The organism is Bacteroides fragilis NCTC 9343, assembly GCF_000025985.1.
Taxonomy (GTDB): domain Bacteria; phylum Bacteroidota; class Bacteroidia; order Bacteroidales; family Bacteroidaceae; genus Bacteroides; species Bacteroides fragilis.
In genome coordinates this window covers 2874551-2896381 of the sequence record NC_003228.3, presented here as the reverse complement: position 1 = coordinate 2896381, position 21831 = coordinate 2874551, and the positions used below count along the sequence as shown (strand labels likewise).

General features: G+C 40.9%; 16 protein-coding genes and 3 tRNA genes. 9 read left to right on the top strand and 10 right to left on the bottom strand.

Translation table 11 applies throughout. The annotated features are described in order from the left end of the window. Window positions 1-116 precede the first annotated feature (116 nt). From htpG to BF9343_RS11810, 5 genes are all read left to right on the top strand, one after another. A complete protein-coding gene (gene htpG, locus BF9343_RS11830; RefSeq protein WP_005793737.1) occupies window positions 117-2162 on the top strand; it encodes a molecular chaperone HtpG in 2046 nt (681 codons plus the stop codon). A 169-nt stretch (window positions 2163-2331) separates the two neighbouring features. Then, window positions 2332-4632 carry a patatin-like phospholipase family protein gene (locus BF9343_RS11825; RefSeq protein WP_008768894.1) on the top strand — a complete coding sequence of 767 codons (2301 nt, stop codon included), beginning with the start codon at window positions 2332-2334 and terminating at the stop codon, window positions 4630-4632. A gap of 80 nt (window positions 4633-4712) precedes the next feature. Beyond that, a tRNA-Arg gene (locus BF9343_RS11820) sits at window positions 4713-4786 on the top strand. An 18-nt stretch (window positions 4787-4804) separates the two neighbouring features. After that, a tRNA-Arg gene (locus BF9343_RS11815) sits at window positions 4805-4878 on the top strand. Window positions 4879-4900: 22 nt separating this feature from the next. Continuing rightward, window positions 4901-4974 (top strand) — tRNA-Arg (locus tag BF9343_RS11810). Window positions 4975-5068: 94 nt separating this feature from the next. On the opposite strand, the gene BF9343_RS11805 is transcribed toward BF9343_RS11810, so the two are convergent. Continuing rightward, window positions 5069-5962: a formylglycine-generating enzyme family protein gene (locus BF9343_RS11805; protein ID WP_005787878.1), complete on the bottom strand. Its 894-nt coding sequence runs from the start codon at window positions 5960-5962 to the stop codon at window positions 5069-5071. 299 nt (window positions 5963-6261) lie between these two features. Here BF9343_RS11805 and BF9343_RS11800 point away from each other — a divergent pair, with 299 nt between their 5' ends. Both BF9343_RS11800 and BF9343_RS11795 read left to right on the top strand, forming a co-directional pair. Then, on the top strand, window positions 6262-6636 hold the full coding sequence (locus BF9343_RS11800; protein WP_005793741.1) for an MmcQ/YjbR family DNA-binding protein: 375 nt from the start codon (window positions 6262-6264) through the stop codon (window positions 6634-6636). Window positions 6637-6730: 94 nt separating this feature from the next. Further along, window positions 6731-7357: a chloramphenicol acetyltransferase gene (locus BF9343_RS11795; protein WP_010993030.1), complete on the top strand. Its 627-nt coding sequence runs from the start codon at window positions 6731-6733 to the stop codon at window positions 7355-7357. 151 nt (window positions 7358-7508) lie between these two features. Here the strand turns inward: BF9343_RS11795 and dapA are convergent, their stop codons facing one another. Both dapA and ligA read right to left on the bottom strand, forming a co-directional pair. Next, complete coding sequence (gene dapA, locus BF9343_RS11790) at window positions 7509-8402, bottom strand: 4-hydroxy-tetrahydrodipicolinate synthase (protein WP_005787869.1); 894 nt, start codon at window positions 8400-8402, stop codon at window positions 7509-7511. Window positions 8403-8505: 103 nt separating this feature from the next. Continuing rightward, on the bottom strand, window positions 8506-10503 hold the full coding sequence (gene ligA, locus BF9343_RS11785) for an NAD-dependent DNA ligase LigA (RefSeq protein ID WP_005787866.1): 1998 nt from the start codon (window positions 10501-10503) through the stop codon (window positions 8506-8508). A gap of 76 nt (window positions 10504-10579) precedes the next feature. On the opposite strand from ligA, the gene trmD reads away from it, so the two are divergent. Further along, on the top strand, window positions 10580-11257 hold the full coding sequence (gene trmD / locus BF9343_RS11780; protein ID WP_010993029.1) for a tRNA (guanosine(37)-N1)-methyltransferase TrmD: 678 nt from the start codon (window positions 10580-10582) through the stop codon (window positions 11255-11257). A gap of 217 nt (window positions 11258-11474) precedes the next feature. On the opposite strand, the gene BF9343_RS11775 is transcribed toward trmD, so the two are convergent. The 5 genes from BF9343_RS11775 to BF9343_RS11755 form a co-directional block, all read right to left on the bottom strand. Continuing rightward, a complete protein-coding gene (locus BF9343_RS11775) occupies window positions 11475-12386 on the bottom strand; it encodes a dihydroorotate dehydrogenase (protein WP_005787859.1) in 912 nt (303 codons plus the stop codon). Beyond that, window positions 12374-13150, bottom strand: a complete 777-nt coding sequence (locus BF9343_RS11770) for a dihydroorotate dehydrogenase electron transfer subunit (RefSeq protein ID WP_005793749.1) — start codon at window positions 13148-13150, stop codon at window positions 12374-12376. Before BF9343_RS11770 ends, BF9343_RS11775 begins: the two co-directional genes overlap by 13 nt. Before the next feature lie 72 nt (window positions 13151-13222). Next, window positions 13223-13678 (bottom strand): helix-turn-helix domain-containing protein, encoded by a 456-nt coding sequence (locus BF9343_RS11765; RefSeq protein ID WP_005793753.1) that lies wholly within the window; start codon window positions 13676-13678, stop codon window positions 13223-13225. 1203 nt (window positions 13679-14881) lie between these two features. Next, a complete protein-coding gene (holA, locus tag BF9343_RS11760) occupies window positions 14882-15901 on the bottom strand; it encodes a DNA polymerase III subunit delta (RefSeq protein WP_005787842.1) in 1020 nt (339 codons plus the stop codon). An 18-nt stretch (window positions 15902-15919) separates the two neighbouring features. Beyond that, window positions 15920-16696, bottom strand: a complete 777-nt coding sequence (locus BF9343_RS11755; RefSeq protein WP_005787839.1) for an AMP nucleosidase — start codon at window positions 16694-16696, stop codon at window positions 15920-15922. A 64-nt stretch (window positions 16697-16760) separates the two neighbouring features. Between BF9343_RS11755 and BF9343_RS11750 the strand changes: the two genes are divergently transcribed. Next, window positions 16761-17210, top strand: coding sequence for a type I restriction enzyme HsdR N-terminal domain-containing protein (locus BF9343_RS11750; RefSeq protein WP_005793759.1), 450 nt, complete (start codon window positions 16761-16763; stop codon window positions 17208-17210). A 344-nt stretch (window positions 17211-17554) separates the two neighbouring features. Here BF9343_RS11750 and BF9343_RS11745 read toward each other — a convergent pair whose 3' ends face one another. Further along, entirely contained in the window at window positions 17555-20677 is a 3123-nt protein-coding gene (locus tag BF9343_RS11745; RefSeq protein WP_010993028.1) for an efflux RND transporter permease subunit, read from the bottom strand. Window positions 20678-20681: 4 nt separating this feature from the next. Then, entirely contained in the window at window positions 20682-21821 is a 1140-nt protein-coding gene (locus tag BF9343_RS11740) for an efflux RND transporter periplasmic adaptor subunit (RefSeq protein ID WP_010993027.1), read from the bottom strand. Between the last annotated feature and the right edge of the window lie 10 nt (window positions 21822-21831).

Sequence of the window (21831 nt, the reverse complement as noted above, 5' to 3'; positions counted from 1 at the left end):
TCAAACATACGTCAAAATGTCAGACCAGCATGGTCTGGCATTTTTTTTGTCTCTATTCAGGCAATAAAGAAATTCAATTATTAATAACCAAGATCATTTAAAAAATATACGTTATTATGCAAAAAGGTAATATTGGGGTTACAACAGAGAACATTTTCCCTATCATCAAAAAGTTTTTGTACAGTGACCATGAAATCTTCCTGCGGGAATTAGTATCCAATGCCGTTGATGCCACTCAGAAGTTGAATACATTGGCTTCTATCAGTGAATTTAAGGGCGAACTGGGTGATTTGACCGTTCACGTTTCATTAGGTAAAGACACCATTACCATCTCCGATCGTGGTATCGGTTTGACTGCTGAAGAGATTGATAAATATATCAACCAGATTGCCTTTTCGGGGGCTAACGATTTCCTTGAAAAATATAAAAACGATGCGAATGCCATCATTGGACACTTCGGACTTGGGTTCTACTCTGCATTCATGGTTTCCAAGAAGGTTGAAATTATCACCAAATCATATAAAGAAGGTGCACAGGCCGTAAAATGGACTTGCGACGGTAGTCCGGAGTTTACACTTGAAGAGGTGGAGAAAGCGGATCGTGGTACAGATATCGTATTGTATATTGATGATGATTGCAAGGAGTTTCTCGAGGAGTCACGCATCTCTGCCCTCCTGAAGAAATATTGCAGCTTCCTGCCCGTTCCCATCGCTTTTGGTAAAAAGAAAGAGTGGAAAGACGGCAAACAAGTAGAGACGGCGGAAGATAATGTCATCAATGACACCATTCCTTTGTGGACAAAGAAACCGAGTGAATTGTCGGACGAAGATTATAAAAAATTCTATCGTGAGCTTTATCCGATGTCAGACGAACCTTTGTTCTGGATTCATTTGAATGTAGACTATCCGTTCCATCTGACCGGTATCCTCTACTTCCCGAAGGTAAAGAGCAATATTGATTTGAATAAGAATAAGATTCAGTTGTATTGTAATCAGGTTTATGTTACGGATTCTGTAGAAGGTATTGTTCCGGATTTCCTTACTCTGCTCCATGGTGTGCTCGATTCACCGGATATTCCTTTGAATGTATCCCGTTCTTACCTGCAAAGTGATTCGAACGTGAAGAAGATCTCTACCTATATTTCGAAAAAGGTATCAGACCGTCTGCAATCTATCTTTAAGAATGATCGCGCTCAGTTCGAAGAGAAGTGGAATGATTTAAAAATCTTTATTAATTATGGAATGCTCACTCAAGAGGATTTCTATGATAAAGCACAAAAATTCGCCCTTTTCACCGATACGGATGGCAAACATTACACCTTTGAGGAGTACCAGACTTTGATTAAAGATAATCAGACAGATAAAGATAAAAACCTGATCTATCTGTATGCCAATAATAAGGACGAACAGTTTGCCTATATCGAAGCTGCCAAAAATAAAGGTTACAATGTGCTGTTGATGGACGGGCAACTGGATGTGGCCATGGTAAGTATGCTCGAACAGAAACTGGAGAAATCTCGCTTCACCCGTGTAGACAGTGATGTTGTCGACAACCTGATTGTGAAAGAAGATAAGAAGAGCGATGTGCTTGAGGCTTCAAAACAAGAAGCTCTGTCAGCAGCCTTCAAGAGTCAGTTGCCGAAAATGGAAAAGGTTGAATTTAATGTCATGACTCAGGCTTTAGGCGAAAACGGCTCTCCCGTGATGATAACCCAGAGCGAATATATGCGCCGTATGAAGGAAATGGCCAATATTCAGGCTGGCATGAGTTTCTATGGTGAAATGCCCGATATGTTTAATCTGGTATTGAATTCAGACCATAAATTGGTGAAAGAAGTATTGGCTGATGAAGAAAAAGAGTGCAGTGCTGCCATTGCTCCTATACAGACGGAACTGGAAGATGTGACAAAACGTCGTGATGCACTCAAGAAAAAGCAAGAAGGCAAGAAAGACGAAGATATCCCTACTGCGGAGAAAGATGAACTCAATGATCTGGATAAGAAATGGGATGAGTTGAAGCAGCAGAAAGATTCTATTTTTGCCGGATATGCAGGCAAAAACAAAGTGGTACGTCAGTTGATCGATCTAGCGTTGTTGCAAAACAATATGCTGAAAGGTGAAGCATTAAATAACTTTGTAAAAAGAAGCATTGAGCTGATTTAAGCAGCCGCTTTTTAATTTCATAATATCATTCAAAGAGCATTACGTGCATGAAAATGTATCGTAATGCTCTTTTTTCATTAGAAATGTATGTCAGCTGTCGGTAAATTGGAAACTATTGTATATATTTGAACGATGATTTAACCCTCTATATAGTGTTTTGCTGGACCTTATGAAGAAAAATCTTTTATTGTTATTTCTTTTTTTACTGTTTTTGCCAATGCTTGTCCAGGCACAGAAAGTCGGATTGGTATTGAGTGGCGGCGGTGCTAAAGGACTGACGCATATTGGAATTATTCGTGCTCTAGAAGAGAATAATATCCCGATAGATTATATAACCGGTACTTCTATGGGAGCCATTGTGGGCTCTCTTTATGCCATGGGGTATTCGCCTGACGACATGGAAACCTTACTGAAATCAGAAGATTTCAAGCGATGGTATTCCGGTGAGGTGGAAGAAAAATACATGTACTATTTTAAGAAGAATCTTCCCACGCCGGAGTTTTTCAATATACGTTTTTCCTTTAAGGACTCGTTGAGCCTGAAGCCGCAGTTTCTGCCGACCAGTGTTGTTAATCCTATCCAGATGAACCTTGTCTTTATCGATCTGTATGCGCGCGCTACGGCTGCATGTGACGGTGACTTTGATAAACTTTTTGTACCATTTCGTTGTATCGCATCGGATGTGTATAACAAGAAGCAGCTGATTCTGAAGCGTGGTGATCTGGGTGACGCCGTACGGGCTTCTATGAGTTTTCCCTTTATGTTCAAGCCTATCGAGATAGACAGCATGTTGGCTTACGACGGTGGAATCTATAATAATTTTCCAACCGACGTGATGCGTGAGGATTTTCATCCGGACATCATTATCGGTAGCGTTGTATCTACTAATCCGGGAAAGCCGAAAGAGAATGATCTGATGAGCCAGATAGAAAATATGGTTATGCAGAAGACAGACTACTCTCTTCCTGATTCTGCCGGTATTTTGATGACTTTCAAATATAATGATGTAAGTCTGATGGACTTCCAACGCATCGATGAGCTCGAGAAAATAGGATATGACCGTACAATGAGCCTGATGGACTCCATCAAAAGCCGTATTCACCGTAGGGTTAATGTGGATAATATCCGTTTAAGGCGGTTGGTGTATAAAAGCAATTATCCTGAACTCAGATTTAAAAACATCTATATCGACGGAGCTAATACTCACCAACAGGTGTACATAAAGAAAGAGTTTCATACCTCGGACGATAAAGAATTTACGTATGAGGATTTGAAACGGGGATATTTCCGTTTACTTTCGGATAACATGATTTCGGAGATTATTCCCCATGCCGTTTTCAATCCGGAAGATGATACGTACGATTTGCATCTGAAAATAAAGATGGAGAATGAATTTTCGGTTCGTGTGGGAGGTAATGTGTCTACGACCAGCTCCAATCAGATTTATCTGGGACTTGCATACCAGAATCTGAACTATTATTCGAAAGAGTTTACGCTTGACGGACAGTTGGGCAAAATATATAATAATGCTCAGTTCATGGCCAAAGTCGATTTTGCCACTACTATCCCGACATCCTATCGTTTTATCGCTTCCATCAGTACTTTCGATTATTTTAAAAAAGATAAGCTTTTCTCTAAAAACGATAAGCCGGCTTTTAATCAGAAGGATGAACGATTCTTGAAATTGAAGGTCGCTCTTCCTTTCTTATCCAGCAAAAGATTGGAATTGGGCTTTGGAATTGCGCAGATAGAGGATCGATACTTTCAGAATAATGTGATTGATTTTGATAAGGACAAATATGATAAGAGCGGATATCGCCTGTTTGGTGGTTCCGTTAGTTTTAATGGCAGTACACTGAACTCCAGGCAATTCCCGATTCAAGGTGCAAGAGAGGCCTTGGTTGCTCAGATATTTACGGGAAATGAAAGTTTTCGTCCGGGGGTTAATTCGGAGAATAAAAAGCCCGTAAAAGAAAAGCATTCGTGGTTACAGTTGTCATATATGAAGGAGAAATATCATAAGATGGGTGCTAATTGGATATTGGGATGGTATCTGGACGCAGTTTATGCCTCTAAGAACTTCTCAGAGAACTATACGGCCACTATGATGCAGGCTAGTGAGTTTGCCCCCACTGCACATAGTAAATTGACGTATAACGAAGCTTTCCGTGCCAATCAATATGTTGCTGCCGGAATACGTCCCATTTATCGTTTAAACCAGATGTTTCATGTCCGTGGAGAATTTTATGGTTTTTTGCCTATTTTCCCAATTGAACGGAACTCCATTAATAAGGCTTATTATGGAAAAGCATTTTCCCGATTCGAATATTTAGGAGAAATTTCAGTGGTTTGTCAATTACCATTTGGAGCTATCTCTGCATATGTAAATCATTATAGCTCACCAAGAAGGGAGTGGAATGTAGGGCTGACACTCGGCTGGCAACTGTTTAATTACCGGTTCATCGAATAATTTATTTGCAAAAAAAGTTCCCCAAAAGCTTGCAAATTCAAGAAAAGGCCGTATCTTTGCACCCGTTAAACAAAAACAATGGTCGCGTAGCTCAACTGAATAGAGTAGCTGACTACGGATCAGCCGGTTACAGGTTTGAATCCTGTCGCGATCACTTTAAGGTTTAACAAATGGCCGCGTAGCTCAACTGAATAGAGTAGCTGACTACGGATCAGCCGGTTACAGGTTTGAATCCTGTCGCGGTCACTCTAAGAAAATAACGATAAACGGTCGCGTAGCTCAACTGAATAGAGTAGCTGACTACGGATCAGCCGGTTACAGGTTTGAATCCTGTCGCGATCACAAGAACCTCCATAATCAAATTATGGAGGTTTTTTGCTTTCCTTGCATTATCTCTTTTATTGGATCATACCTAAATTCTGAGGGATTCCTCTTTTTAATTGGCAGTCTGTACTGAGTCCGGTACTAAAACAAGCCTAAAACCTCCATATTCATCACGATAGTTTGGCACGTCATAGTCAATATATGACACTCGGCAGCCTTTTGCAGTACCACCCCAACTACCACCTCGCAAGACCCGGCGGAAAAAGGCAGATGTACCATTAAATGGCCATCCGGGATGGACAGATTTACCGTTTTGAGAGTATTCTTGAGTGTACCAATTGTCACACCATTCCCATACATTGCCACTCATGTCGTACAATCCTAATTCATTAGGCTTTTTCATACCTACCGGATGTGTAGTCCCTTTGTCTCCATATTTACTTTTTTGATAATTTTCAATATACCAGGCAACTTCATCGATATCATTACTTCCGCTGTATTTGTATTTTTCACTATACTTGCCACCGCGTGCGGCATATTCCCATTCAATATCGGTAGGCAGGCGAAATGTTTTGTTTGTAAGGGTGTTCAATTTGCTTATAAACTTTTGCGTGTCATTCCAACTGATATACTCTGCCGGACAATCTTCACATCCTGAATTGTATGATTGATCGAAATCAGTCCCCATAACTGCTTTCCACAGTTTCTGGGTAACTTCATACTTCCCGATATAAAAGAACGGTAGAGTTTCCTCATGCGTTGGTTTTTCATTGTTTTCGCAATCATTACCTTGCTCACTTGTGCCTCCCATAATAAAGGTTCCGCCTTCTACCGGAATCATTTCAAAGCTCTCTCCATTTACAGTAAAAGAAAGAGCAGGCAGTCGTTTCTGGTCGGATTTGTGTTGAATGCAACCGGTAGTACCACCTAAAACAAGAATAAAAACTAAGATGGTAAATATATTCTTTTTAGATAAATGGAGTTTAATATTTAGGAGTGTTTTCATTTATTTGAATATTAAATTATTAGTAACCTGTTAAATGTATGAAATTTAATTAATGTAGTGACCTTATAAGGTGTATGATATAACTTTGTTTAACGTTTAGGGATTTTATAATGGTGGTGTTATCTACTCTATACCGACAGTAGCAAAGGAAAAGCGTAGAAGAATGAAACTGTAACAGCTTTATCTCATTGAAAAACAATAAAAAAGTATTGTTGGCTATTCGTTGCAAACGGTACTTTCCTTATATTTGCAATACAGAATATCAAGGATATATGGCAGAGAAGATTTAAGAATAGGCTATGAATATAGAAGAATTTAGAGAATATTGCCTTTCATTTAAAGGTGTGCATGACCGGATGCCCTTTAAAAAAGCAACGTCTGAATATGACAGAGATTTACTCGTCTTTTATGTAATGGATAAATGGTTCTGTTTTGTGAATATAGACGCATTCGATTTCTGTAATATAAAATGTAATGCCGGACAGATAGAGGATTTGCTAGACAAATATGAAGGAGTACAACCGGGCTATCACATGAATAAAAAACATTGGATTAGTGTCTATTTTGATAAAGACGTTCCGGATAAAATGATTAAGGACCTGGTAAAGCAATCGTATGAAATTGTTGTATCTTCCTTGGCGAGACGAGAGAGGGAAATATTACAAGCTATGTAAATGACACCATTACTTATAGATATGGAGTAATTTTGTGTCAAAGTCTATTTTTCATCGGGCATTCATATACTGAACGAAAAAATAAATATACTGCATGAAACAGCTTATTGATTTAGAAAATTGGAATAGAAAAGAACATTTTAAATTCTTTTCTGCTTTTGACGACCCATTCTTGGGGATCACTACTTTGGTCGACTTTACGAATACCTACCATCAAAGTAAGGATGAGAAAAAGTCTTTCTTTTTGTACTCTGTACATTTTCTGCTGCAATGTGTAAATGAAGTAGAGGCTTTTAAATTACGCATTGAAGGCGAACAAGTAGTGAAATATGATTTTATCCATTTATCACCTACCATAGGACGTGAAGATGGAACATTCGGTTTCGGTTTTTTTGAATACGATGCAGACCTTGAAGTATTTATACAAAATGCTGAAAAAGAAATAGAAAGAGTGAAAAACAGTACTGGCCTGTCTTTTTCCGAAAATATAGGCCGGTTAGATCTTATCCGCTATTCGGCTTTGCCTTGGTTCGCATTTTCAGAGATGAAACATGCTGTTTCTTTTGGCAGAGGTGATTCTGTACCGCGCATTTCCACTGGAAAATTAATAAAAGAGAATGGTGCATACCTGCTTCCAATTTCAATTTCCGGTCATCACGCTCTTATGGATGGGCGTAATGTGGCAGAACTTATTGAGAAGTTAGAAACAACAAAGAAATAAATATCATATAAATATACTAAATGGGACGCTTCAGCTGAATTAGGAAAAATAAAGGAGAATATGTCAAAATTCTGTGGTAAGTTATGACGCACTCTCCTTTATTCCGTAAGTTGATGAAAAAATTATTGATACCTCGGGATTACTTTGGTCGTTAACATTTTATATTCAGTTCATTGAGTACTTTACGAATCGCTTCAAATGTGGTGATGCGTGTCGGTACTAGTGGTAAACGGAGTTTATTCTCGATCATTCCCATAGCGTTCAACATGGATTTTACTCCGGCTGGGTTTCCGTCTACAAATAAGAGGTTAAACAGTTCCGTAAATTTATGGTGTATGGTCAGTGCATTGGCAAAGTCGCCCTGCAGCGCCAAACGGGTCATTCTGCTGAATTCACGTGGAAAGGCGTTTCCAATAACCGAAATGACTCCTACGGCTCCCAATGTAATCAGCGGGAAAGTAATACCGTCATCTCCGGAAATAACGTCAAAGTTAGCCGGTTTGTTTTTAATGATATCATCCATCTGGGTGATATTACCAGAAGCCTCTTTAATGGCTATAACATTCTGAAAGTCCTTAGCAATGCGCAAAGTGGTCTCTGCGGTCATATTAACTCCTGTACGTCCCGGAACATTATATAATACGATGGGAAGCTCTGTAGCGCTTGCAATTGCTTTATAGTGCTGATAAATTCCTTCTTGTGAGGGTTTATTGTAGTAAGGGACAACGGATAAGATAGCATCTACTCCGGTGAAATCGTCGTTTTTGAGTGTCTCTACAACTGCGCGTGTATTGTTACTTCCGACTCCCAGCAGGATGGGGATTCTTCCGTTGACACGGTCGATTACCATCTTTTTGATTTTCTTTTTTTCTTCTTCACTCAAGGTCGGAGTTTCGGCTGTAGTTCCCAGCACACACAGAAAATCTGCATTATTTTGCAGCAGATAGTCTACCAGTCGCATTAACGCATCGTAATCAACGCTTTCATCCTCTTTGAAAGGAGTAATCAGCGCTACCCCCATTCCTTTCAATCTAGTCTGTATCATGAGTATTAATAATAATCTCTAAATATTTTGCTCGCAAAAGTACGAATATTTTCTTTTTTTACAGCAATAATAATATATAAAATAAGATTATTGCAGAAAAATGTTACGATATAAGCTTTAAAAATTCCTCTTCGTTCATTATTTTAATTCCCAGTTTACTTGCTTTTTCTAATTTCGCAGGTCCCATATTGTCTCCGGCCAGAATAAAACTGGTTTTAGAAGAGATGCTTCCCACGTTCTTGCCACCGTGTTTTTCGATAAGATCCTTGTATTCATCTCTTGAATGGTGGGTGAATACTCCACTGATGACAATGGATTGTCCGGCCAATTTATCGGTATGTCCGCTCAAGTCTTCTTCAGGTCTGTATAGTTGCAATCCTGCTGTTTTTAATCGGTCCACCAATTTACGATTTGATTCATTCGCAAAGTAGTTAAGGATACTCCGAGCTATTTTTTCACCGATTTCATCGATATTGATCAGAGTTTCCAGATCTGCATTTTCCAACTCTTCTATGTCTTTAAAAGATTTGGCTATTTTTTTAGCTACCGTTTCGCCTACAAAACGAATACCTAATGCAAAAATTACTCTTTCAAAAGGTACCTCTTTGCTTTGCATGATTCCTTTAATGATGTTTTCCGCAGATTTGTCTCCCATACGGTCCAAGCCTCTGATGTCATCTGTCGTCAGTTGATAGAGGTCGGCTGTGTCATGAATCAGTCCTAAACGGTAGAACATGTCAACGGTTTCAGGTCCTAATCCGTCTATATTCATTGCTTTCCGGCTGATGAAGTGCTCTATTTTTCCTTTGATTTGTGGTGGACAGGCGGTCTCATTCGGACAATAATGGGCGGCTTCTCCTTCGTATCTTATCAGCTTACTGCCACATTCCGGACAGTGAGTGATGAATTTTACCTTTTCACCGATCATGAAGCGGACCGACGTATCCACACCGGTTATTTTGGGGATGATTTCTCCTCCCTTTTCTACGTAGACCATATCGCCTATATGCAAATCGAGTCCTTCAATGATATCCGCATTATGCAATGATGCGCGTTTCACTACTGTGCCCGAAAGTTGTACCGGGTCGAGATTGGCTACCGGTGTTACGGCGCCGGTTCTCCCTACCTGATAGGTTACCATGTTCAAGCGGGTCAGTGCACGTTCAGCCTGAAATTTATAGGCAATGGCCCAGCGGGGAGACTTGGCTGTGAACCCAAGATTCCTTTGCTGCTTGAGGCTGTTTACTTTCAGTACGATTCCGTCTGTAGCAACGTTCAGGTTTTTGCGCTCTACGTCCCAATAGTTGATAAAGTCGAAGACTTCTTGTAGTGTCTGGCACTTACGCATTAACGGGGAAATCTTAAATCCCCATTTGGCTGCTTCCTGCAGATTTTCATAATGTCCGTCAGTCGGCAGATTATCGCCAAGCAGATAATAGAGATAGGCATCCAGCTTACGGGAAGCCACGATGGCGGAATTTTGTAATTTCAATGTTCCCGATGCGGCATTTCTCGGATTTGCAAAGAGAGGTTCTTCGCGGGCCTCTTTTTCCCGGTTTAATGCTTCGAAAACTTCCCATGGCATCAAGATTTCTCCACGAATTTCGAAAACTTCCGGATAATTATCTCCATGTAGGACGAGAGGAATACTCCGAATGGTCTTTACGTTGTCTGTTACATCGTCCCCTTTTTCACCGTCACCGCGGGTTACCGCGCGGATCAGTTTACCATTTTCGTAAGTTAAGGAGATAGAGGTACCATCATACTTCATCTCGCAACAAATCTCAAAATCTTCATTCAAAGCTTTACGCACTCTGTCATAGAAGTCGGTTACTTCATTCTCCGAATATGTATTCGACAATGAAAGCATCGGATATTTGTGCGCTACTTGGGTAAAATTCTTATTGATATCGCTACCTACACGCATAGTAGGTGAGTTTTCGTCTTTATATTCCGGATGTTCCTGTTCCAGGTCCTGAAGTTCCCTCATTAAATCGTCGAATTCTTTATCTGAGATTTCCGGGGCATTCAGCACATAATAATTGTAATTATGCTGATGGAGTTGGAGACGGAGTTGCTCTATTTTTTCTTTTACAGTCATATATTCTTAGGATTGTTTTAGGCAAAAATACGGGTTTCTCTTCAAATATTTGTACTTTTGCGAAAAATTAAAGATTATGCGTATCGATATTATAACGGTTTTGCCCGAAATGATTGAGGGCTTTTTCAATTGTTCTATTATGAAACGGGCCCAGGACAAAGGACTCGCTGAAATTCATATTCACAATTTACGTGATTATACCGAAGACAAGTATCGCCGGGTGGATGACTATCCATTTGGAGGTTTTGCCGGTATGGTGATGAAGATAGAACCTATTGAACGGTGTATTAATACCCTGAAAGCAGAGCGTGATTATGATGAAGTGATATTTACCACACCTGATGGAGAGCAGTTTGATCAGAAGATGGCTAATAGTTTGTCTTTATCCGGTAATCTTATCATTTTATGCGGGCATTTTAAAGGTATCGATTATCGCATCCGGGAGCATTTGATCACAAAAGAAATCAGTATTGGAGATTATGTTTTGACCGGCGGTGAATTGGCTGCCGCCGTTATGGCGGATGCTATCGTTCGAATTATTCCGGGTGTGATTTCTGATGAACAGTCCGCCCTTTCTGATTCTTTCCAGGATAATTTGTTGGCGGCACCTGTTTATACTCGTCCGGCAGAATATAAGGGGTGGAAAGTACCCGAGATTCTGCTTTCAGGGCACGAAGCGAAGATTAAGGAATGGGAACTCCAACAGTCGTTGGAACGTACTAGGAGACTGCGTCCGGATCTGTTGGAAGATTAACTTATGTTGTATATAAAAAAGAATGCCTTTCTAATGGAGAAAGGCATTCTTTTTTTATGAAATATATTATTAATAAAAGGAATAGTCTTTGAGCAAACTCATACTTTCCGGTCCGGGGTGCTTCGATTGGTTCCGTGAGCAGACTGAGATAAGCGTATCCGCATTTGGATAGCATTTTAAAGTCAAACTGCAGCGAAGGGGTATGATGTGTTTTTGACTATACCTCAAGTGCACCTATAATTTCAGAAACAGACTTGCATCCGTGTCTTTCCAGGTAATCGTTTATACCATCTATAACTTTGATGGTGATAGCCGGATCTATGAAATTTGCCGTACCAATCTGTATGGCTGAAGCACCTGCAAGCATGAACTCGACAGCATCTTTCCAATTCATGATACCGCCTAGTCCTATGACCGGAATATTTACTGCTTTAGCAACTTGCCACACCATTCTTAGTGCGATGGGTTTTACTGCTGCACCGGACATGCCACCTGTCACTGTTGAAAGGATGGGGCGTTTGCGCTCAGCATCGATGGCCATTCCCAGCAATGTATTGATTAATGATACACTATCGGCGCCGTTGGCCTCGGCTGCCCGTGCCATTTCTGCTATATCTGTAACGTTGGGAGATAGCTTGACGATAAGTGTCTTTTTGTAAGCAGAACGCACTGCTTGTACAACTTCTGATACTCCTTTAGTTGTCACCCCAAATGCCATACCTCCTTGTTTTACATTAGGACAAGAGATGTTTAATTCGATAGCAGGAATTTTGTCAAGTTCATTAATGATCTCTGCAGTCTTTACATAGTCTTCAATGGCTGATCCGGAAACATTCACAATCATGTGGGTCTGAATGTCTTTGATACGGGGATAAATGTGATTTGAGAAATATTCTACACCCTTATTTTGCAGTCCTACAGCGTTTAACATACCGGAAGGGGTCTCTGCCATGCGGGGATACGGGTTACCTTCACGTTTGTGAAGAGTAGTACCCTTTACAATGATACCGCCTATTCGCGTTATATCAATAAAATCCGCAAATTCCTCACCATATCCAAATGTACCCGAAGCTGTCATTACCGGGTTCTTCATTTGTAGTTTACCAATGTTTACACTTAAATCTGCCATAATAGTTTATTTATATTGAAAACAGGACCTTCTTTACAAACGCACAAATGCCCCTCTGTGGTGTTTTCAACGCAACAGAGGCAGGCTCCTATGCCACATGCCATTGTATTTTCCAATGATACTTCGCAATTGATATCATTACCTTTGGCATATTTGGCTACTGCCATCATCATGGGTTTCGGGCCACATGTATAAATCTGCTCGAATTTTATTTTATTCAGTATGGAATGTTGGGTCACATATCCCTTTTCTCCATGGCTGCCGTCTTCGGTTGTAGTATAGACCTCTCCGTAAGCGGCAAAATCTTCTAATTGGAGCAGATCTTTGTTGCTGCGTGCCCCCAAAAGAAATGTTGGTTTACTGCCGTTTTTAGCAAGTTGTTCACCCAAGTAGAGCATAGGGGCAGTCCCTACACCTCCGCCCACTAATAATAGCTTATCAGAAGGCTTTTCGGGCATTGTGAAGCTATTTCCGAGTGGGAGTACTACATTGATAATCTCTCCTCGATTTACTTGCGCAAGACGTTTTGTTCCATCACCTACAAGTTGGATCAGAAACCATACTTCGTTGCGTTGTCTGTCTACATAATTAATAGAAATGGGGCGACGCAGGAAAGTGGTGGGTGAACCATCTATCCGAATTTCCGCAAACTGTCCCGGTAGCATTTCCGGGAGGACGGTCTGAGAGGTCAATTTCAGCAGCACATAGTTGGTATGCAATCTGAGATTCTCAGTTACTGTCAGGTCTAAAATAAATTTTTTCATGTATTGTTGAAAGTAAATTCGTATTCGTCCTGCAAAGATACGGGAAATTGTGCAAACAGTGATTTATCTGTCTTATTTTTCTCCTCTGAATGTCTCATACGTATTATCATCGAAGAAAATTCTTATTTCAGTTATTTTTCTGGAAGGCTTTTCTATGTATCTAATTTCTTGTTTTACAATCTCTTTCGGGGTGTTTTGGGAACTTTCTAACGGCATTTCCCTGCGATTTTCCGGAGTAACTGTCCCGTTGGGCGGAATTATGGCATTCTCAGCAAATAAGGAAGGTTGAAAATCAGAAGCTGATTGGATGCTTTCTTCGGATATATTGCCTTGCCCATACAACAGCCATTCCAATTTTACATAGTTATATTTCTGATGTACTTTCATAATAACATCCAAACTGGGGTTGTTCCGCCCATTCAAAATATGAGAGAGAGTGGATTGCTGAATACCTATGCTTTCGGCGAAAGCACCGGAAGCCATATTCTCTTTTTCCATGATAATTTTAATCCTATCTTTTATTTCCATATCCTTTGAAGATTTACAAATGTATGACTTATTAGTTGATTCACAAAAGTAAAGCATTTATTTAGCTTCGCACAAAAGTAAAAAATAAAAATCACAAAAGCAAATTACAAATATAATATTAATGTTTTAGATTTGTAAAGAGAGTGTGATATATTGCTCTTAATATTTTGGGTATCGATGTGTATGATTGTAATATCCATTAAATTTTTAGTTTATATCAAACTTGTATATGTCTGAAAAACAATCACTTTTATGCGTTACCATATACCTTGATACTCTTTATATCACAAATGTTTCTGTATCTTGGACTATTACCTGAATATTAGATTGATATATTGTTTTTTTCTTATTGAGTATTTAATCATTAGCTGGTATTAAAATAAGTGTTAACCACTCTCCTATTACATCCACAATTGTAAATGTATATATGTAATGAAGCTGTAATCACAAATGTAATTCATGATTTTATTGTATAAAAACAAAGATATTACTTTTGTGAATGTATATTGTGTTACATACATACTTCACAGCTGTCATATCCTATCGTTAAATATGCAACAAATAGTAGATATTTATCTATTTTTTCTTGTCACTGGAGAACCCTTCAAGTAAAATTTGTCACTCATAGTTTTACATATAGGCTATAATGCCAAAATATTGCATTATTTCCATATAAATGCCCGTTTAAATGAAATTATTCAATTCTGAGAGGCTTTAATTTATTATAAATAATTGATCTACAGTATTATATGTGCGTTTTGTTAGGCTGATTTTTTTTCTATTCCAGAAAATATAGATACTTTATGTATGAAAATGACATTATGATACAGGTTATGATATTCTGTTAGCATCATGATAAGGCTATGAATATTCATTGGTATCTTCAATAAGGGTTAGCTTCATTGTGTTTCTATTATATAGTATGTGTTGTATTCTTTTTATCCTTTTCTGCCTTTGGGATAAGGAATGTATCATACTGCTTTTACTGAGAAATCTATTTTATGGGAAATAGACCCTTATTTTGATTAGGTTCGGCATTAAGGAGGCAGAATAACAAAAGGCTAAGTAAGAATGTAAAAAAATAGGTTAGTTACCACCAGAGAAGAAGGTATTTGATTACGGAGGATACATTTACTCCCCATACCACACTTCGATATTGGTAAAAGTATGATATAGGGAGCAGATACTGAAATAAATTGTTTTTTAATGAAGAATCTTGAATACTAATTCACGAAGAATATCTCCATCGCTTATCGAGGTATTGCCTACACCTTTCGATTTTGCGTCTGCATATCGTATTTCTCCTACAATTTGCATTGTCTTCACTCCAGTGTATTTCCGCATTGCCGTCAGGTAATCGCGGGCCTGCCACGGGGTTTTAAGCCCTAACATGGTAGCCACTCCCTGTTCTGATTTATCCGGTGCATAGTAGGCCAACATTAGGTTTGAGTAAAAGTTGAATAGTAAAGAAAGCGTCATTTGTATCGGATTTGTTTTAGGATTTTCTTCAAAGTATTTTATTATTTTATTGGCCTTGAGTACATCCTTTTCGACCAGTGCACTACGCAATTCAAAATTATTATAGTCTTTACTTATCCCTATGTTTTTCTCTATTTGTTCAGGAGTTACGCGTTTCTGACCGCCGGGTAATGTGATGATCAGTTTTTCCAGTTCACCCGTCAAACGGCTAAGATCCGTACCCACAAAATCAGCTAACATTGCGGTAGCTTTAGGCTCCATGTCTATCCCTTTACGTTTCATATATGAACTGATAAATGCAGGCAGCTGTGCTTCTTTTATCTTTTTGGATTCGAAAAGAATACCTGTTTTTTCAATTTCTGCAGCTAACTTCTTTCTGCGGTCCAGAGCGCCATGTTTATGACAAACCACTAATATTGTTGAGTTTAACGGTTTTTGCAGGTAATAAGATAGTTCTTCTATATTGCGGATGGCTTGTGCCTCTTTTACTATCACTACCTGATGTTCTGACATCATCGGGTAGCGCTTAGCGGCATTAATCACAGTCGCCACATCCACATCTGCACCATATACTACGGTCAGGTTAAACTCTTTCTCAGTATCCGTCAGTACGTTGTCGGTAATGTAATCGGCTATTAAGTCGATATAATACGATTCTTCTCCCATCAAATAGTAGATGGGACGATATTGCTTGGCCCTCAGTTCTTTGAGGATGTCATCGCAAGTCAGTTCTTGTTTGGCCATATAAATATAAGTGTGGCGTTACCAGTCGAATTTCAGGTGTTTTACAGTTTTCTTTTCATCAATGATCATTCGTAGCGAGGCGATGCCTATCTCTACATGCTCCTCTACATAGTTTTTGGTAACGATGTTGTCGCTTTTATCAGTTTTCACTCCTTCCGGAATCATAGGCTGGTCGGATACGAGTAGTAAAGCTCCGGTCGGGATATGATTGGCAAAACCGCAACTGAACAGAGTTGCCGTTTCCATATCAACTGCCATTGCACGAGTTCTTTTCAGATACTCTTTAAAGGTGTCATCATGCTCCCAAATACGGCGGTTGGTTGTATAGACTGTTCCTGTCCAATAATCGCGAGCATAGTCACGGATAGCCGATGATACGGCACGCTGCAGCATAAATGCCGGCAGGGACGGAACCTCCGGCGGGAAATAGTCGTTTGAGGTACCTTCACCGCGGATAGCGGCAATTGGCAGAATCAGGTCACCTATTTTATTTTTTTTATCGATTCCGCCACATTTTCCCAGAAACAGGCAGGCTTTTGGAGAGATGGCACTCAGCAGATCCATAATTATGGCGGCATTGGGACTTCCCATGCCAAAGTTGATGATTGTGATTCCTTCTGCACTGGCAGAGATCATATTGGCGTCTTTACCCAAAATGGGAACATTAAATTTCTCTGCAAATATTTCTACATACTTGTTGAAGTTAGTCAACAGGATATACTCTCCAAAGTCTTCCAGGTTACGTTTGGTGTAACGGGGTAGCCAATTAGCTACGATTTCTTGCTTTGTTTTCATAAGATTCCATTAAATTTGTGCTTCCAATAGCAGGAAGCCATTATTTAACTTACAAAAATAGTAAATGTTATCGTTAAACCTACCAGTATTTGACACTAAAATCGCCACTCGAAATGGAAAAAATGTTATTTTCGATGTGATTCGCCGTCGTTATGTCGCATTGACCCCTGAAGAATGGGTCCGTCAGCACTTTGTACACTTTCTTATTGTTCATAAGGGGTATCCGTCGTCTTTGATGGCAAATGAAGTGCTGCTGAACCTGAACGGGACTAAAAAACGATGTGACACAGTGCTATACAAACGCGATCTTAGTGCCAGAATGATTGTTGAATATAAAGCTCCCCACATTGAGATTACGCAGGCTGTTTTTGATCAGATCACCCGCTATAATATGGTTTTGAAAGTTGATTATCTGGTTGTCAGTAATGGGATGCAACACTATTGTTGCCGGATGGATTATGATACTCAAAGTTATTCGTTTCTGTCGGATATTCCGGATTATGACGCTTTATAAAATTAACAATGTTAATGACTCTTTCCGGCATCTATTATCCTCTTTCCAGGAAGTTAATATCGTAAATGCAAGAAGTTAATTGTTTATCATTACGAAGTTAACTTTAACACACTATTAAAGTTAACTTCGTAATGATGGATTGTTCGTATAATAAACGGCTTGTAATCAATACTTTTGTTTCAAAAGCTAATTTTCATTGTATCGGTATGGCGCTAAGATGAAAATGCTTGGTTGACTTTTTGACAACTATAAAGAAGCCTATTGACACCCGAAACTCTGTCCGGTGACAATAGGCTGTGAAATGAAAAAGACGTTTTTTACAATAGAGAACTTGAAATAGAGGACTATTTCTTTTTCTTGCGATCCAATACGTTTTCCTGGAACTTTTGCATCAGCTCGTAGAAATTCGGGATATATATCGTTGCCAGTAACGTGTTCAGGGCCATACCGAAAACAACAGCTGCGCCGAGTGCGATACGGCTTTGCGCCCCGGCCCCTGTGGCGAACAGAAGAGGCATCACTCCCAATACGAATGCAAAAGAGGTCATCAGGATCGGACGCAGCCGGACATGCCCGGCTTCATAGGCGGCATCGCGAATAGAGTTACCTTCGGCACGGAAGTCGCGTGCAAATTCAACAATGAGGATTCCGTTTTTCGCAGAAAGGGCGATCAGTAAAATGATGCCGATCTGAGTATAAATGCTCACAGGGGTCCCCATGACAGAACAACCTATCATTGCTCCCAATAAAGCCATTGGCAATCCCATAATTGCTGATAAGGGGCTTGTCCAGCTTTCGTATTGGGCTGCCAGTACCAGGAATGCCACCAATAATGCCATGATGAATACGATGGTGGTTGTGTTGCCTGCTTGCGTCTCCTGATAGGCTACCGAGGTCCATTCGTAGCCAAACTCGTTACCCAGTTGGTCCTTAATCAGGTCTTCCATTTGCTGTATTCCCTCACCCGAACTGCTTCCCGAAGCCACGTTGCAGGTGATAGATGCTGTCGAGTACATGTTGTAACGGCTGATCTGGTCCATCCCCAAGCGCTCTTCGACTTTGGTAAAGGATGAAAATGGGACCATATCTCCTTTGGCGTTGGGGACGCTGAGTTTCAGCACGTCGTCAATTACTTTTTGAGCTTGTTCTCCGGCCTCTATCTTTACCTGATAGATACGTCCGAATTGAACAAAGTCATTGACATAGGCCGCTCCCATATAATAACTCAGTGTAGAGAATACGTTATCCAACTGAATGCCCATAAACTGTACTTTATCGCGGTCGATATTCAGGAAATACTGTGGTACATTGGCCTGGTACATACTGGATATGGATGCGAGAGCGGGTTGAGTGTGATAAGTAGCCATCAGGGTTTCGACAGCCCGTTGCATTTCAGTCGGCCCCAGGTTATTGCGATCTTCCAATTGTAGCTGTAACCCTCCTGAAGCTCCTAATCCGGGAATGGCCGGAGGTACCATTGCGAATATCTGTGCTTCCTGGATGCCATAAGCCATCTCGTTGAAACGTTCGACCACAGCCGCAGCAGTATGCTCTTTTCCTTTCCGTTGGTCCCAGTTTTTCAAGACAACGAAATAAGTACCTGTGTTGGACTGTTCGCCACCTCCCATAATAGAAAATCCGCTGATACCGATATAGTCTTTTACTTCAGGATAACTGTCCAGAATCTGATTGACTTTCCGACCCACGGCCTGTGTGCGTTCCAGACTTGAAGCCGGTGGCAACTGGATGACAGCTATGAAGTAGCCGTCATCTTCATCAGGGACGAAGGTTGAAGGCCATTTCATGAACAGGATAACAGCCACTGCCGTAATAATACCATAAGAGATCAACGCAAGGCCGGGACGGATGAGTAATCCCTTCACGATACGGTCATATAGATTCTGTGTCTTATCATATACCTTATTGAATCCCTTGTATATGAAGAAATTGGATGGCTTGTTATGCTCCAGAAACAGTGCGCATAATGCCGGGGTCAGTGTCAACGAATTAATACCGCTTAATACGGTAGATGCAGCAATGGTCAGGGCAAATTGCTTATAAAGTTGTCCGGAGATGCCGCTGATTAATGTGGTAGGGATAAAAACTGCCAATAATACCAATACCACTCCGACAATTGGTCCTGTGATTTCTCCCATTGCTTTGGTGACGGCTTCTTTGGGAGAATACTGTCCTGTCTCCAGCAAACGTGAAGCATTTTCTACTACCACAATCGCATCATCCACCACTATTGCTACGGCAAGTATCAATCCGAATAGAGTTAAAGTATTGATTGAAAATCCAAGTGCCGCCATGACTGCCAGTGTACCGATCAGTGATACCGGAATGGTGATACATGGAATGATGACAGCCCGCCAGTTCTGTAGAAACAGGAAGATAACGAGTACCACCAATAAGGTTGTTTCCAGAAAAGTAACGAGTACTTCATCAATGGATGCATTGATGACATCGGTCGTATCTAAGGTCACGTTATAGCTGACTCCGGCCGGGAAGTTTTGTGCAAGCTCCTGCATTTTTGCCTTGACTCCTTTAGAGACATCGAGCGAGTTCGAACCCGGTTGTTGATAGATAGCGATGGCAGCAGTAGGGTGTCCCTTTAGTTTGGACACTACGTTGTACGAAGAACTGCCGAGGTCGATGCGCGCCACATCTTTTAGCCGGAGCATTTTCCCTCCTTCTTCAGTTCGGATAATAATGTTGCCGAACTCTTCGGGAGACGTCAGGCGACCTTGTACATTCAAGGTATACTGATAGGCATTATTGTTGTTTTTGCCAATAGGCTGTCCGATATAACCGGCACTGACCTCTATGTTTTGTGACTGGATAGCCTGATAGATTTGTGCCGGCGAGAGGTTACGGATGCGCATTGCTTCCGGATCGAGCCAGACGCGCATGCTGTAATTGCCCGCTCCCATTACATTGACAGCCCCTACGCCGGGTACACGTGTCAATTGGTCTACCAGATTCAACTGAGCGTAGTTCGTAAGGTAAAGCCCGTCGTATACAGAGTCTTGTGCCTGCATCGTGAGAAACATCACAATATTGGACGATTGCTTCTGTACCGTTACTCCCTGAACGATGACAGGTTCCGGTAACGAAGATTGTGCTACGTTTACCCGGTTTTGAACTTGTACAGTGGCCATATCTATGTCTGTACCGACAGCAAAAGTAATGGTCAACGAATAGGCACCCGAGCTGGACGCTGTAGAGCTCATATACAGCATACCGTCTACGCCATTTACTTGCTGTTCTATGGGAATGCCGACAGTCTGGGCTACGGTCTCAGCATTTGCCCCCGGATAGAAGGCAGATACCTGTACTGTAGGCGGAGTTATCTCCGGAAACTGTGCGACAGGCAATATATTTAATGTTACCAATCCGGCCACCACGATGATCAATGCCAGTACCGTGGCGAATATAGGTCGATTGATAAAGAACTTTGAAAACATGCAGTTAACGATTAGAGGTTGATGACTCGTGATTGACTGATACGGGCTTGACTTTCATGCCATCACGTACTTTCATCAGTGCTGTGGTGATATATTGTTCTTTGGGCGAAAGTCCGCTCTTTATCTGGCGCAATGTGTCATTGACCAGTTGTCCCGGTTCGATATGCCTGTAGCGTACTATATTCGAATCGTTTACGATGTATAGGTATTTCCCCAACTGATCTGTACCGATGGAAGCTTCCGGAACAAGCACTGCTTGTTTTGCCTCGGCATAAGGCAATGTGATACTGACGTATAGTCCGCTTTTCAGAATACCTTTCGGATTATCCAGATTGGCGCGCACGTTGAGTGTTCCTGTGTTCAAGTCGACATTGGGCGATAAATAATCCAATGTGGCCGGATAGTTTTGTGTGCCGTTCTCACCCAGGCGCACGATGACATTTTTGGGGAGTTCCTCTTCTTTACCGTTTTGAGAGAGTAGCATTGAAAGCCATTGGTTGTCGGCAACATTAAAATAGGTGTACATGCGGTCGTCTTTATAGATCGTAGCCAAAGTGACAGGTTGTGCGGCTCCGCTGATATAGCTGCCCACATCGTAAAGCGAGCGGCTGACAGTTCCGTTGAAAGGGGCACGGATATAGCAATAGCCCAGATTGGTGTGTGCAGTATTCAGAGTGGCTTCGGCATTGCTGACTGCTGCAGTGGCTTCGGCTACATTCGATTCAGCTTGTAATACTTGTATACGGCTGACCGCATCACTTTTTAGAGCCTCTTTCATGCGGCTATAGTTGTTACGGGCATATTCCAACTGTGCAAGTGCGGTTTTCAGTTGCGCTTCGGCTTGAGTTACATTATCTTTGTAGATCGTTGGTTCGATTACGAATAAGAGTTGCCCTTGCTTCACACGAGTTCCCGGTGTGAAAGAGGCGGACTGCAAGGCACCGTTGACTCTGGCTACCAGATTTACTGTTTGTTCGGTAGTCAGATATCCCGGATAATCTTTTGTTAGGGTAATGTTTTGTACGAGTGGATATGCCACACTGATTTCCGGAGTGGGCATCCCTCCTCTTTCGGTTTCTTTTTTCCCTTTACATCCGCTCATTATCAAAGGGAGGATGAGGAAAATATACATTAGTTTTTTCATTATGACAAGT

Excerpts from the sequence above, each read along its gene's own strand:
- htpG (WP_005793737.1), top strand. The coding sequence starts at position 117 with ATGCAAAAAGGTAATATTGGGGTTACAACAGAGAACATTTTCCCTATC.
- BF9343_RS11825 (WP_008768894.1), top strand. The coding sequence starts at position 2,332 with ATGAAGAAAAATCTTTTATTGTTATTTCTTTTTTTACTGTTTTTGCCA.
- BF9343_RS11805 (WP_005787878.1), bottom strand. The coding sequence starts at position 5,962 with ATGAAAACACTCCTAAATATTAAACTCCATTTATCTAAAAAGAATATA.
- BF9343_RS11800 (WP_005793741.1), top strand. The coding sequence starts at position 6,262 with ATGAATATAGAAGAATTTAGAGAATATTGCCTTTCATTTAAAGGTGTG.
- BF9343_RS11795 (WP_010993030.1), top strand. The coding sequence starts at position 6,731 with ATGAAACAGCTTATTGATTTAGAAAATTGGAATAGAAAAGAACATTTT.
- dapA (WP_005787869.1), bottom strand. The coding sequence starts at position 8,402 with ATGATACAGACTAGATTGAAAGGAATGGGGGTAGCGCTGATTACTCCT.
- ligA (WP_005787866.1), bottom strand. The coding sequence starts at position 10,503 with ATGACTGTAAAAGAAAAAATAGAGCAACTCCGTCTCCAACTCCATCAG.
- trmD (WP_010993029.1), top strand. The coding sequence starts at position 10,580 with ATGCGTATCGATATTATAACGGTTTTGCCCGAAATGATTGAGGGCTTT.
- BF9343_RS11775 (WP_005787859.1), bottom strand. The coding sequence starts at position 12,386 with ATGGCAGATTTAAGTGTAAACATTGGTAAACTACAAATGAAGAACCCG.
- BF9343_RS11770 (WP_005793749.1), bottom strand. The coding sequence starts at position 13,150 with ATGAAAAAATTTATTTTAGACCTGACAGTAACTGAGAATCTCAGATTG.
- BF9343_RS11765 (WP_005793753.1), bottom strand. The coding sequence starts at position 13,678 with ATGGAAATAAAAGATAGGATTAAAATTATCATGGAAAAAGAGAATATG.
- holA (WP_005787842.1), bottom strand. The coding sequence starts at position 15,901 with ATGGCCAAACAAGAACTGACTTGCGATGACATCCTCAAAGAACTGAGG.
- BF9343_RS11755 (WP_005787839.1), bottom strand. The coding sequence starts at position 16,696 with ATGAAAACAAAGCAAGAAATCGTAGCTAATTGGCTACCCCGTTACACC.
- BF9343_RS11750 (WP_005793759.1), top strand. The coding sequence starts at position 16,761 with ATGTTATCGTTAAACCTACCAGTATTTGACACTAAAATCGCCACTCGA.
- BF9343_RS11745 (WP_010993028.1), bottom strand. The coding sequence starts at position 20,677 with ATGTTTTCAAAGTTCTTTATCAATCGACCTATATTCGCCACGGTACTG.
- BF9343_RS11740 (WP_010993027.1), bottom strand. The coding sequence starts at position 21,821 with ATGAAAAAACTAATGTATATTTTCCTCATCCTCCCTTTGATAATGAGC.